We start from the raw sequence: 12,462 nt of genomic DNA, 5'->3' as shown, positions 1-12,462 counted from the left end.
GCGGCGGGGGGCGGGCGTCGTCACGGGGGCGGGCATCGTCACGGGGGCGGGCGGAGGTCGCTAGCCTCGCCCACATGAGCAAGCCGCCGACCCTGACCCTGCCCCCCGGTGCGCGGGCGTACCGCCTGAAGACCGCGCGCGGCGACTTCGCCGTGCACGACGCGGGCGAGCCGCGCGCCGGCACGGCCCTGCTGGTGCCCGGGTTCACCGGCAGCAAGGAGGACTTCATCGCCCTGCTCGCCCCGCTGGCACGCGAGGGCTTCCGCGTGCTGGCCGTGGACGGCCGCGGGCAGTACGAGACCGGGGGACCCCGCGAACTCGGCGCGTACGCCCAGGACGAGCTGGCCCTCGACGTGCTGGCCCAGGCGGAGGCGCTCGGCGGGGACGTCCATCTGCTGGGGCACTCCCTGGGCGGGCTGATCGCCCGCGCCGCCGTGCTGCGGGACGCGGCGCCCTTCCGCTCGCTGACGGTCATGAGCTCCGGCCCCGCCGCCATCACCCGTCTCCAGCAGGAACGCACCAGGATGCTGATCGAGGCGCTGGCGGTGCTGGACATGGAGTCGGTGTGGCGGGCGATGCGCGACCTGGACCCGCCCGAGGCCGCCGACGCGGCCACCGACCCCGCGGTGGGCGAGTTCCTGCGCCGCCGCTGGCTGGCCACCGTCCCCGAGCAGCTCGTCGCCACCGGCCGGCAGCTCCTGACCGAGCCGGACCGGGTCGCGGAGCTGGCGGCCGTGCCCCTGCCCAAGCACGTGCTGTCGGGCGAGGTGGACTACGCCTGGCCGGTGCCGCTGATGGACGAGATGGCGCGGCGGCTGGACGCCCGGCGCACGGTGGTGGCCGGCGCCGAGCACTCGCCGGGCGCCGAGCGCCCGGCGGAGACGGCCGGGGCGCTGGCCGCCTTCTGGCACGGCCGCGGGGCCTCGGGCGGGGCCGGGACCGGCACCGGCACTGGGACTGGGACTGGGACTGGGACCGGGACCGCCTAGCCGCCCTGGATGAACCGGGTGACGCCGTTGGCGATCTGCTGGACCGCGATCGCCGACAGCAGCATCCCCGACAGACGGGTCACCAGGACCACACCGCCGTCCTTGATGACGCGGATGATCAGCAGCGAGTACCGCATCACCAGCCACAGCACCACGTGCAGCACGGCGATCGCCGACCACACCGCGACGTGGTCGGCCGCCCCGTCCGCGCGCTGCACGGCCAGGATGACGGAGACGATCGCGCCGGGCCCGGCCAGCAGGGGCATGCCCAGGGGCACCAGCGCGGCGTTGACGTCCTTGGTCTGCGTGGGCTCCTCCGCCCGGCCGGTGAGCAGGTCCAGGGCGACCAGCAGCAGCAGGAGGCCGCCCGCGACCATCAGCGCGGGGATCGACACGTGCAGGTAGTCCAGGATCTGCTGCCCCAGCAGGCCGAAGACGGCGATCACCCCGAAGGCGACGGCCGTGGCCTGGAGGGCCATCCTGCGCTGCACCTTGACCGGGCGTCCGGAGGAGAGGGCGAGGAAGATCGGGATGATGCCGGGTGGGTCCATGATCACGAAAAGCGTGACAAAGACGGATCCGAAGAGGGCGAGGTCGAACACGGTGCTGCCTTGCGTGGTGTCCGCGCGGGAAAGCCGCGGCGGGGAGCGGGAGGGCGGTTCAGGCGGAGACGGGGGCCGCGCCTGACGCCCGGGCGGCGATCTCGGCGTAGACGTCGGGGTCGGTGGTGTGCTCCCCGAGCCGGCAGGTCTTGCGGCTGCCGTGGTAGTCGCTGGACCCGGTGGCCAGCAGGCCGAGGTCGCGGGCCATGCCGCGCAGCCGGTCGCGGGTCGCGGCGTCGTGGTCCATGTGGTCCACCTCGACGCCGTCGAGCCCGGCCGCGGCCAGCTCCGCGATGGCGCTCTCGGGCACGCACTCGCCGCGCTTGACGGCCAGGGGGTGCGCGAAGACGGCGACCCCTCCGGCGCCCTTGATCAGGCGGACCGCCTCGAAGGGGTCCAGCTCGTGCTTGTCGACGTACGCGCGGCCGTCGTTGGCGATCCACTCGGCGGTGAAGGCGTCGGAGACGGTCTCGACGACGCCCAGCTCCACCATCGCGGTCGCGATGTGCGGGCGGCCGACGGAGCCGTCCCCGGCGATCTCGGCGACCCGCTCCCAGGTGATCGGCACACCCAGCTCGCGGAGTCTGGCGACCATGCCCCGGGCGCGCGGCACCCGGTCGTCGCGGACGAGTTCGCGCTCGCGCGCCAGCTCCGGCTCGGCCGGGTCGAACAGGTACGCCAGCATGTGCAGGCTCACCCCGTCCAGGCGGCAGGAGAGTTCGGCGCCGGTGACGAGGGTGAGTCCCGCGGGGAGGGCCGCGACCGCCTCGCCGTGGCCGGCGACCGTGTCGTGGTCGGTCAGCGCCACCACGTCCAGCCCGGCGGCCGCGGCGTTCCGCACCAGTTCGGCGGGGGTGTCGGTGCCGTCCGAGGCGGTGGAGTGGGTGTGCAGGTCGATGCGCACGGTACGTAGCTCCCACGGCGGACGGCTGAGGCGGACACTCCAGGATAGAACAGGTGCCCGCCCGGTCCGCCGCCCGGTCCGCCGCGCGGTCGGCCAAGCGGTCGGCCGTCAGGCGCCGGGGCGCGTGAGCAGCTGGGGGGAGAGCGCCCCGCACGGCACCAGCTCCACCTCGGCGCCCGCCTCCCGCAGGTCCGTGAGCACCAGCTCGTCGTACATCAGCATCCCGGACTGCTCGGGCCAGACGATCGCCCACAGCCACAGACCGCGCGCCTCGCCCGCGAACACCGCCCGGTCCTGCGGCGCGTCCTCCACCAGCCACAGCGGGGTGGGCCGCCCGGCGGCCAGGACCTTGGCGTGCGGGGGCCTGTCCACGTCCATCAGCGGTCCGGGGTCGGGGCCGGGCACGCCTGCGTAGCGCGCGCCGAGTCCGACGCCCAGCTCCTCGGCGACCAGCAGCAGTTCGCCGGGGCCGCCGAGCGGGCCGGGGCCCGAGCACGCGACGGCGGTGGCCCGGCCGCCGCTGCGGTCGTCCCCCGCGTGGGCGATCCCGGTGAACAGCCAGCCGATCGGCAGCGGCCAGGGCATCCACACCGGGACCTGGGCTCTGTGCAGGACGACGCCGAGCGCCTCGACACTCGGCGGGAGGACCGGCTGCAGCGGGTGGACCGTGCCGTGCACGTCGCACTGCCAGGAGTCGGCGAAGAGACCGGGCGCCCTGACACGGCCGCCGCACTTCGGGCAACTGGGTTCGCCCCTCATGGGGCCCACGGTCCTCCCCGGGGGCCCTCACGTCAAGGACGATCACTCGTACGGATCGCGGGGCCGCGTCCGGCGCGCCCCCTGGCGGAGGTGCCGTCAGATCCCCCCTCCCGTCCCTTCCCGTCCCCTCCCGCCCCCTTCCGCCGGACCGGGCCGGGTCCGGGTCCGGCGGGGCCGGCCGGAGGGTGTCAGTCCGTCAGGGGCACGGACGCGCGCCGGGGGTCGCGCAGGTCCGTGCCGTGCGCCAGCCATCGCTCCTCCAGCGCCGCCGCGCCGTGCACCCGCTTCCAGGCCGCCTCGTTGGGCGTCATCGGCAGCAGGGGCAGGAAGCGGACTGGGTCCATCGGCGGGTCCAGTTCCAGGTCCTCCACCAGGCCGCCGGACTCGGCGACCAGCACCGAGGTGAAGGGCGCTCCCGGCCACAGCGGCCCGCCCACGTCCAGCGAGGCGCCCGGGGCCACGACCACGCCCTCCACCTGGGGGGACGCGGCGAGCACGGCGAGCGGTCGCAGCACCTTGTCGGTGTCGGCCGCCCCGGCGCGCACCGACAGCACCAACTCGGCGCGGGGGCCGCGGTCGGGGTCGGCGAGGACGGCGGCGGGGTCGGTCATGGGCGCGGCGGACATCCCCAGGGTGGCGTAGCGCACCACGCCGTTCCCGCCGCCGGGCTCCAGGAAGCGCAGCACCTCGATCCGGTCGGCGCCCAGGAAGGTCACCGCGGCCCGTGCCTCGGGCTCGCCCAGGGCGGAGCGCAGCCGGGCCTCGACCAGTTCCAGAACGTGTGCCATACGGCGAGCATAGATCGTGTATTGATCAGGCAAAGAGGGTACGCGGAGGCTTCGGAGCGGATCGGAGGGGCGTCCGCGAGTGCTACCGTTGACTGCTGGTCAAGGCGTGTACACAGATTTCCCCCAGCGGGGACCGGCCGGAGGAGGTGGGGCTGCGATGGATCCGAGTCGACCGTGCAGTACCAGCCGCTCTTCCGTACGACAGCCGCGTCCCCTTGTCTGACGGCCTTCCTCCCCCCACCGCCGAGCGGTGAAACCCGGGAAGTCCCGGCTTCTCCTCCCGCGGACCGGCTTCGTGGAAGAGCGCGTGCGTCTCTTGCTCGACCGACGTTCTCAGCGAATGCCGCCTGTGCGTACGGCTCCGCGTGGTGCCCGCTTTGCAGGCCTCCGGTCCGTGGACTTCCCGTCATCGGTCCCGTAGGTCCCCATTCCGGGCAGCGCTGCGCCCGTTCACCGGCGGCTCGGCACGCGAAGGAGCCCAGCATGTCGATGATCCGTGACCTGCGCGCCGCGGTCCGCCCCACCCTCCGCCGGGGCGGCCGCTCCCCCTACGCCCTCGGCGGCGCCGGGGGCGACACCACCGCGACCAGCGCGGTGGTGGACTGCGCCGTCTACCGGGACGGCCGCCGCGAGTCGCGGCACATGTCCCCCGCCGAGGCCCTGCGCGCACTGCGCTCGCAGGGGGCACAGGGAGCTCCGGACGGCGGGGCGTTCGTGTGGATCGGGCTGCACGAGCCCACCGAGCGGGAGTTCTCCGGCATCGCCCGCGAGTTCGGCCTCCACCCGCTCGCCGTGGAGGACGCGGTCCACGCGCACCAGCGGCCGAAGCTGGAGCGGTACGACGACAGCCTGTTCACCGTCTTCAAGACGATCCACTACGTCGAGCACGCCGAACTCACCGACAGCAGCGAGGTGGTGGAGACCGGCGAGGTGATGTGCTTCACCGGCCGGGACTACATCATCACCGTCCGGCACGGCGGCCAGGGCTCGCTGCGCACGCTGCGCCACCGCCTGGAGGACGACCCCGAGCTGCTGGCCAAGGGCCCCTCGGCCGTGCTGCACGCCATCGCCGACCAGGTCGTGGACGGCTACCTGGCGGTCGCCGACGCGGTGCAGGACGACATCGACGAGGTGGAGATCCAGGTCTTCTCGGAGAACGCGGGCAAGGGCCGCCGGGGCCGCGACGCCGGGCGGATCTACCAGCTCAAGCGCGAGGTGCTGGAGTTCAAGCGGGCCGTCTCGCCGCTGCTGCGGCCGATGCAGCTGCTGAGCGAGCGGCCGATGCGGCTGATCGACCCCGACATCCAGAAGTACTTCCGCGACGTGGCCGACCACCTGACGCGGGTGAACGAGCAGGTGCTGTCCTTCGACGACCTGCTCAACTCCATCCTCCAGGCGAACCTCGCCCAGGCGACGGTGGCGCAGAACGAGGACATGCGGAAGATCACCTCGTGGGCGGCGATCTTCGCCGTCCCGACGATGATCGCCGGGATCTACGGCATGAACTTCGAGTACATGCCGGAGCTCCGGTGGCGCTACGGCTACCCGACCGTGATGGCCGTGATCGTGGGGATCTGCTACGCCATCCACCGCGGTTTCAAGCGCAACGGCTGGCTGTAGGCGCCTCCCCGGGGCGCGGGGGAAGGCCGCGGGGCGGAGGGCGGGCGGGAGCGGCTGTCAGGCCCGCGCGCGGCGCGCGGACCCGGCGTTCCCCCGGACCACCAGCGCCAGTCCGGCCAGGATCACCACGAGCGCCCCGTAGACGGCCGCCGGCGGGTTCTGGCCCAGCCAGAGCGCCGCGATCAGCGCCGCGCCCGGGGTCTCCAGCAGGATCGCCGTGGAGGTGACCGACGGGCCGAGCCCCCGCACCACCCGGTTGATCAGCGAGTGGCCCAGCAACTGCGCGGCGACGGTGAGGACGGCGAGCTTGAGCCAGGTCTCGCCGCTGTAGCCGCCGCCGAGGTCGGCGCCGGAGACCAGGCAGGCGGCCAGCAGCAGCACGGCCGTCGTGGTGTAGCAGACGAAGGTGTACGCGGTCGTGGAGACCGTACGGCGCACCTCCGCCCCCAGCAGGACGTATCCGGCCGCCGCCATGCCGCCGCCGAGCGCGAGGGCGTCGCCCGCCAGCGCCCGCGGCGAGAGCGTCAGGTCGACCCCGGTGAGGATCACCACGCCGGCGAAGGCCACGGCGGTGCCTGCCCAGACCAGCGGGGGCGAGTTCCGGCCGCGCAGCCGCAGCAGCAGGGTGGTCCAGATCGGGGTGGTGGTGACCAGCGCGGTCGAGGAGGCGACCGAGGTCATGTGGAGGCTGGGCAGCCACAGCGCGAAGTGCAGCGCGAGCAGCGCCCCGGCGGCCACGGCCAGGAGGACGTTGCGGCGGCCCATGGCGCGCAGCCCGGTCCGGTGGCGGGTGAGGGCCAGCGGGGCGAGCACGCCGACCGCCATGGCGTTGCGCCAGAAGGCGATGGCCAGGGCCGGGGCGGCGGTGGCCGCGATCAGGGGCGCGGACAGGGAGATGCCGGAGACGGCGACCGCCAGCAGGAACAGGTCCGGGCCGGTGCCCCGGCCCCCCGCCGCGGCGCCCGCTCCGAACACCTGGCGGGGCGCGGCGGTACGTGTCCTGACGGCGCGCACGGGGCTCCTCTCCGGGGCGGGGGTCGGGATCGAATGCGGACTCGGGTTCGGGTCCGGGCTGCCGGGGCGCTCGGTGCCGCGCGCCGCCGGCCACCAGGGTAAGGCGCGTGGCGCTGCCGCGGTACTGACCGTCCGGTGGCCGGGCCTCCGGCGGGGATGCGGGGGACGGACGGCGCGGCGGTAGGGTCGCCCCATGGCCGATCCGTCCGTTCCCGCGACCTCCGGGGCGTCCGCGCAGACGTCCGCCCCGGCGTCCGTCCCCGCGCTCGACCGGGCGCTGATCGAGGAGGCGGCGAAGAAGTCCGCGCTGGTGTGGGTGCGCGGCCCCCGGGGCCCGGAGCGCGCCCTGTGGCACGTCTGGCACGACGGCGCCGTCTGCCTGGTGGGCGACGGCCCGGCGGAGCAGCCGCTGGACGCCCTGGGACTCGTGGACGGCGCGACCGCCACGGTCACCGCGCGCAGCAAGGACAAGGGCGGGCTGCTGGCCGTCTGGCCGGCCCGGGTGGCGGAGCTGCCGCCGGGCGGCGAGGAGTGGCGGGCGGCGGCGGCCGAGCTGGCCGGCAAGCGGCTCAACGCGCCGGACGCCACGACGATCGCCGAGCGCTGGGCGCGCGAGTGCCGTGTACTGCGCCTGGAGCCCGCCGGAGCGCTCCTCCAGGGGCCCGGTTCGATGCCGGACGGGCCGCGCGCCGCCGTTCCGCTGCCGACGCCGGCGACCACGCGCCGCCCGGTCCCGGCCGGACTGCCCAGGCTGCTGCGCCGCGGGCGCCGCGGGCGGACGGAGGGCTAGCGGGGCGGGACCGGGCGCGTGGGAAGCGGTTGAAGCAGACGAAGCGGGTGGAGCGGGCGGAGGAGCGCCCGGCCGCGCCTCACTCGGCCGCGGAGATCTTCCTGCCGTAGTCGACGATCTGGTCCTTCGCCGGGGCCCGCAGGGTGAACTCCTTGTCCCACTCCAGCAGTTGCACCACACCCGCGTCGCCGCCGCGCTCCAGCCGCAGCGGGTACGGCTTCCCGATCAGCGCGACGCTGAGGATCCCGCCGGCGCCCTTGGCGGCCCGCACCTCGATCGTCCGCACGTCCTCGACCTCGCCGCGGTCGCCGGTCTCCCGCTCGCCCTGGAGCGTGAGCAGCCCGTCGAGCAGCACGTCCTTGTCCGTGAAGCCGCTGAGCTGCTTGTAGGCGGGGTCGCCGGGAGGCACCTTGACGTACTTGCCCTCCAGCTTGCGGGCCGCCGCCAGATCGGTCTCGGTCGGCTCCGCGTCGCCCTTGCCCTGGTTGGCCCAGAAGTCGGCGTTCGCCTTGAGGTAGAGGTCCTGATCGACCCGCAGCAGCTCGAAGCGGGGCCCGCCCTTGGCCGAGACCTCGCCGAGGCCGCCGTTGCCCTTCAGCCGCATGTCCAGCCGGTAGGTGCGGCCCTTGCTGACCACGCTGCCCGACAGCCGTACGGACTCCGCCCCCCGGGCCGCCTCGCGCGCCTTGCCCTCGATCTTGGCGGCGGGAAGCCTGCCGACCCCGTTGGTCCCCTTGTCCGGGTCCTCCGAGGCACATCCCGTGAGCACGGCCAGCAGGACCGCGCAGACCGCCCCCACCGCCGCCGCCGCACTCCGGGCACGAACACCGTGGACCCACGCAGTCACGTCCGCTCTTCCTCCTGATGCCGGGGGCAGGACGACGGCACCTTACCCGGGGTACCGGCCCGGGACGGAAGGCGACCGTACGGCCGGTGCCGCCGCACGCGGCCGGACGGGGGCGCGTTAGCCTGAAAGCCGCATTCGGGTCGCGTCCCGGATGCGGACACTCGGCCACACGCGGGTACACGGCACACGGACAGCACGTACGGCACTTACCGCACACAGCGGATACGAGTGGGAAGCGGAGGACAGCCATGGCGCTGGGCGCCCCGCGGGTCTTCGTCTCGCACCTCTCCGGCGTGGCCGTCTTCGACCCCGTGGGGGACCAGGTCGGCCGGGTACGGGACGTGGTGGCGATGCTGCGCGTCGGCGGACGTCCGCCGCGCGTGCTCGGGCTGGTCGTCGAGGTGGTCAGCCGGCGGCGGATCTTCCTGCCCATGACCCGGGTGACCGGCGTCGAGTCGGGCCAGGTGATCACCACCGGCGTGGTCAACATGCGGCGTTTCGAGCAGCGGCCCACCGAGACCCTGGTCCTGGGCGAACTTCTGGACCGCCAGGTGATGCTGGTCGAGACGGGCGAGAAGGTCACCGTGCTCGACGTCGGCCTCGCCCAGGTCCCCGGACGCCGCGACTGGCTGATCGACAAGGTCTTCGTGCGCCGCGGCGGCGGCGGCCTGCGGCGGCGGCGCGGCGAGACGCTGACCGTGGAGTGGTCCGCGGTGACCGGGCTCTCGCTGGAGGAGGAGGGGCAGGGCGCGGCCAATCTGCTGGCCACCTTCGAGCAGCTGCGCCCGGCCGACCTCGCCAACGTCCTGCACCACCTGTCGCCCAAGCGCCGGGCGGAGGTCGCCGCCGCGCTGGACGACGACCGGCTGGCGGACGTGCTGGAGGAACTGCCCGACGACGACCAGGTGGAGATCCTCGGCAAGCTCAAGGAGGAGCGCGCCGCGGACGTCCTGGAGGCGATGGACCCCGACGACGCCGCCGACCTCCTCTCCGAGCTGCCGGAGAAGGACATGAACCGGCTGCTGGAGCTGATGGAGCCGCAGGACGCGGCCCCGGTGCGGCGGTTGCTGACGTACGAGGAGCGCACCGCGGGCGGCATGATGACCACCGAGCCGATCGTGCTGCGGCCCGACGCCACGGTCGCCGACGCGCTGGCCCGGGTGCGCGTGCAGGACCTGTCGGCGCCGCTGGCCGCCCAGGTGTACGTGTGCCGGCCGCCGGAGGAGACCCCGACGGGCAAGTACCTGGGGCTGGTGCACTTCCAGCGGCTGCTGCGCGAGCCGCCCGGGACGCTGGTCGGCTCGGTCGTGGACACCGATCTGCGGCCGCTGCCGCCGGACACCCCGCTGCCCACGCTGACCAGCTACCTGGCCGCGTACAACATCGTGTCGGTGCCGGTGGTGGACGAGAGCGGATCGCTGCTGGGCGCCGTCACGGTCGACGACGTACTGGACCACCTGCTGCCCGAGGACTGGCGCGAGGCGGCGGCCCAGGAGGCGTTCGGGACGCACGGGACGCCGAAGTCGCCGGAGAACCGGCAGAACGGCAGGGGGAGCGCCGATGGTCGATAGGGAACGGGACGAGCGCATGGCCCGCAGGGAACGCGAGCGGAGCCTTCCGCCGGTCACCGGACGGGCGGCCCGCGCCAGGCTGGACCAGCCGATGGTGCCGCGCCGCAGCCCGCTGCCGGAGTACGACCCGGAGGCCTTCGGGCGGCTGTCGGAGCGGATCGCGCGCTTCCTGGGGACCGGGCGGTTCATCGTCTGGATGACGTTCACCATCATCCTGTGGGTCATCTGGAACACCACGGCCCCGCAGCACCTGCGCTTCGACGAGTACCCGTTCATCTTCCTGACCCTGGCCCTGTCGCTCCAGGCCTCGTACGCCGCCCCGCTGATCCTGCTGGCCCAGAACCGGCAGGACGACCGCGACCGGGTGAACCTGGAGCAGGACCGCAAGCAGAACGAGCGCTCCATCGCCGACACCGAGTACCTCACCCGGGAGGTCGCCGCGCTGCGGATGGGGCTGGGCGAGGTCGCCACCCGGGACTGGATCCGCTCCGAGCTGCAGGACCTGCTCAAGGAGCTGGAGCAGCGCGGCGCGGTCGAGCCCTCGCCCGACCGGGACCGGTGACCGGGGCGCGCGGGGCCCGCCGGCGGTGACCCGCGTCTCAGACGGTGACCCGCGTCTCATCCGCCGCCTTCGGCGGCGCCGCCCGTGCGCCGTACCATCGGGGCATGGCTACTGACACGTCCGCGGCATCCAGCGGAGTCCCGACCGAGGACGCGGTCCGCGCCGCGCTCGCGACCGTCGACGACCCCGAGATCCACCGCCCGATCACCGACCTCGGCATGGTGAAGTCGGTGGAGATCGGCGACGGCGGCTCGGTCGCGGTCACGGTCTACCTGACGGTCTCCGGCTGCCCGATGCGCGAGACCATCACCACGAGGGTGACCGAGGCGGTCCGCGGCGTGGCGGGCGTCACGGACGTGGCGGTCTCCCTGGACGTGATGAGCGACGAGCAGCGCCGCGAGCTGGCGGCCACGCTCCGCGGCGGCCAGGCCGAGCGGGAGATCCCGTTCGCCAGGCCCGGCTCCCTGACCCGGGTGTACGCGATCGCCTCCGGCAAGGGCGGTGTCGGCAAGTCCTCGGTGACGGTCAACCTGGCGGCGGCGATGGCGGCCGACGGGCTGAAGGTGGGCGTCGTGGACGCCGACATCTACGGCCACTCGGTGCCGCGCATGCTGGGCGCCGACGGCCGGCCGACCCAGGTCGAGAACATGATCATGCCGCCGTCCGCGAACGGCGTGAAGGTCATCTCGATCGGCATGTTCACCCCGGGCAACGCCCCGGTGGTGTGGCGCGGGCCGATGCTGCACCGCGCGCTCCAGCAGTTCCTCGCCGACGTCTACTGGGGCGACCTGGACGTGCTGCTGCTGGACCTGCCCCCGGGCACGGGCGACATCGCCATCTCCGTGGCGCAGCTCGTCCCCAACGCCGAGATCCTGGTGGTGACCACCCCGCAGCAGGCCGCCGCCGAGGTCGCCGAGCGCGCCGGGTCCATCGCCGTGCAGACCCACCAGAAGATCGTGGGCGTGGTCGAGAACATGTCCGGGCTGCCCTGCCCGCACTGCGACGAGATGGTGGACGTCTTCGGCACCGGCGGCGGGCAGCGCGTCGCCGACGGGCTGAGCCGGACCACCGGCACCACCGTCCCCGTCCTCGGCTCCATCCCGATCGACGTGCGGCTGCGCGAGGGCGGCGACGAGGGCAGGCCGGTGGTGCTGACCGACCCGGACTCCCCCGCGGGCTCCGCGATCCGCGCGGTCGCGGGCAAGCTGGGCGGGCGCCAGCGCGGGCTGGCGGGCATGTCGCTGGGGATCACCCCGCGCAACAAGTTCTGAGGCTCCGCCGGGGGCCCGCGGGGGCGGCGCGCGACGACACCGTACGCGCCGTCCCCGCCGCGCGTACGGCTCCGCGGGCCGCGCTCAGTGGTCGTACGTGGTGATGTCCTTGATCACCGAGAAGCCCAGTCCGTACGCGCTCATCCCCCGCCCGTACGCGCCGATGTGCACGCCCTCGTGCGCCGGGCCGGCCAGCACCCACCCGTACTCCGACTCCCGGTAGCGGAAGTCGGTGGGGGCGCCGTCGACCGGCAGTGACAGGGTGGACCAGGCGGAGCCGTCCAGATCGTCCGCCAGTTCCCAGGCGATCGCCGTCTGCTGGTCGAGCCAGCTCTGTCTGAGCCCCCGCTCCATCTGGGTGGGCCAGGTGCATGACAGCAATCCCGATCCGGCCAGCCAGGCGGCCGACGAGACCGAGGTGGCCTCCAGGACCCCCGTGCCGTCCGGGCTGCTGCGCACCGGGCGGTCGGCGACCGTCACGACGACGGCGAAGCGCTGGGTGTCCGGGCCGGACTCGGCCCGGAAGGAGGGCTCGTCCCCGTGGCCGGTCGAACCGTGCTCGACCGTGCCGTCCGCGGCGGCTCCCACTCGCATCAGCCAGCGCGGGCCGGTGAAGGCCTCGTCGAGGCCGTACCAGGGGAAGCCGGCCATCAGATAGCCGTCGATCGCCCGGTCCGCCCCGGACGCGGGTGCGTCCTGCGGCTCTACCCGGCCCGTCGTCTCCATCTGCGCGACGCCTCCTCGT

The 12,462-nt window shown here is 74.2% G+C and carries 13 protein-coding genes; 6 read left to right on the top strand and 7 right to left on the bottom strand.

Annotation, left to right across the window (positions count from 1 at the left end):
• Positions 1-74 precede the first annotated feature (74 nt).
• Positions 75-989, top strand: a complete 915-nt coding sequence (locus QC029_RS07910) for an alpha/beta fold hydrolase (protein ID WP_279554754.1) — start codon at positions 75-77, stop codon at positions 987-989.
• Here QC029_RS07910 and QC029_RS07905 read toward each other — a convergent pair.
• From QC029_RS07905 to QC029_RS07890, 4 genes are all read right to left on the bottom strand, one after another.
• A complete protein-coding gene (locus QC029_RS07905) occupies positions 986-1,591 on the bottom strand; it encodes a MarC family protein (protein ID WP_279554753.1) in 606 nt (201 codons plus the stop codon). The two genes, QC029_RS07910 and QC029_RS07905, sit on opposite strands and share 4 nt — an antisense overlap.
• A gap of 58 nt (positions 1,592-1,649) precedes the next feature.
• Positions 1,650-2,495, bottom strand: a complete 846-nt coding sequence (locus QC029_RS07900; RefSeq protein ID WP_279554752.1) for a PHP domain-containing protein — start codon at positions 2,493-2,495, stop codon at positions 1,650-1,652.
• 108 nt (positions 2,496-2,603) lie between these two features.
• Positions 2,604-3,254, bottom strand: coding sequence for a DUF6758 family protein (locus QC029_RS07895; protein ID WP_279554751.1), 651 nt, complete (start codon positions 3,252-3,254; stop codon positions 2,604-2,606).
• Between the two features lie 188 nt (positions 3,255-3,442).
• Positions 3,443-4,042 carry a suppressor of fused domain protein gene (locus QC029_RS07890; protein ID WP_279554750.1) on the bottom strand — a complete coding sequence of 200 codons (600 nt, stop codon included), beginning with the start codon at positions 4,040-4,042 and terminating at the stop codon, positions 3,443-3,445.
• Between the two features lie 483 nt (positions 4,043-4,525).
• On the opposite strand from QC029_RS07890, the gene QC029_RS07885 reads away from it, so the two are divergent.
• The gene (locus tag QC029_RS07885; RefSeq protein ID WP_279554749.1) at positions 4,526-5,662 is read left to right on the top strand and encodes a magnesium and cobalt transport protein CorA; all 1,137 of its coding nucleotides are present in this window, start codon (positions 4,526-4,528) and stop codon (positions 5,660-5,662) included.
• 57 nt (positions 5,663-5,719) lie between these two features.
• Here QC029_RS07885 and QC029_RS07880 read toward each other — a convergent pair whose 3' ends face one another.
• On the bottom strand, positions 5,720-6,637 hold the full coding sequence (locus QC029_RS07880; protein WP_279554869.1) for a DMT family transporter: 918 nt from the start codon (positions 6,635-6,637) through the stop codon (positions 5,720-5,722).
• A gap of 232 nt (positions 6,638-6,869) precedes the next feature.
• Here QC029_RS07880 and QC029_RS07875 point away from each other — a divergent pair, with 232 nt between their 5' ends.
• Complete coding sequence (locus QC029_RS07875) at positions 6,870-7,466, top strand: hypothetical protein (protein WP_279554748.1); 597 nt, start codon at positions 6,870-6,872, stop codon at positions 7,464-7,466.
• Between the two features lie 79 nt (positions 7,467-7,545).
• Here QC029_RS07875 and QC029_RS07870 read toward each other — a convergent pair whose 3' ends face one another.
• A complete protein-coding gene (locus QC029_RS07870) occupies positions 7,546-8,313 on the bottom strand; it encodes a hypothetical protein (protein WP_279554747.1) in 768 nt (255 codons plus the stop codon).
• Between the two features lie 248 nt (positions 8,314-8,561).
• Here QC029_RS07870 and QC029_RS07865 point away from each other — a divergent pair, with 248 nt between their 5' ends.
• The 3 genes from QC029_RS07865 (at position 8,562) to QC029_RS07855 (ending at position 11,717) form a co-directional block, all read left to right on the top strand.
• Complete coding sequence (locus tag QC029_RS07865; RefSeq protein WP_279554746.1) at positions 8,562-9,884, top strand: CBS domain-containing protein; 1,323 nt, start codon at positions 8,562-8,564, stop codon at positions 9,882-9,884.
• Positions 9,885-9,900: 16 nt separating this feature from the next.
• Positions 9,901-10,446 carry a DUF1003 domain-containing protein gene (locus QC029_RS07860; protein WP_279554867.1) on the top strand — a complete coding sequence of 182 codons (546 nt, stop codon included), beginning with the start codon at positions 9,901-9,903 and terminating at the stop codon, positions 10,444-10,446.
• A gap of 104 nt (positions 10,447-10,550) precedes the next feature.
• Complete coding sequence (locus QC029_RS07855) at positions 10,551-11,717, top strand: Mrp/NBP35 family ATP-binding protein (protein WP_279554745.1); 1,167 nt, start codon at positions 10,551-10,553, stop codon at positions 11,715-11,717.
• An 84-nt stretch (positions 11,718-11,801) separates the two neighbouring features.
• On the opposite strand, the gene QC029_RS07850 is transcribed toward QC029_RS07855, so the two are convergent.
• Complete coding sequence (locus QC029_RS07850) at positions 11,802-12,443, bottom strand: hypothetical protein (protein WP_279554744.1); 642 nt, start codon at positions 12,441-12,443, stop codon at positions 11,802-11,804.
• Between the last annotated feature and the right edge of the window lie 19 nt (positions 12,444-12,462).

The organism is Streptomyces sp. DH37 (genome assembly GCF_029813835.1).
In the GTDB taxonomy this organism is placed as follows: Bacteria; Actinomycetota; Actinomycetes; order Streptomycetales; family Streptomycetaceae; genus Streptomyces.
This window is presented reverse-complemented; position numbering and strand designations above follow the sequence as displayed.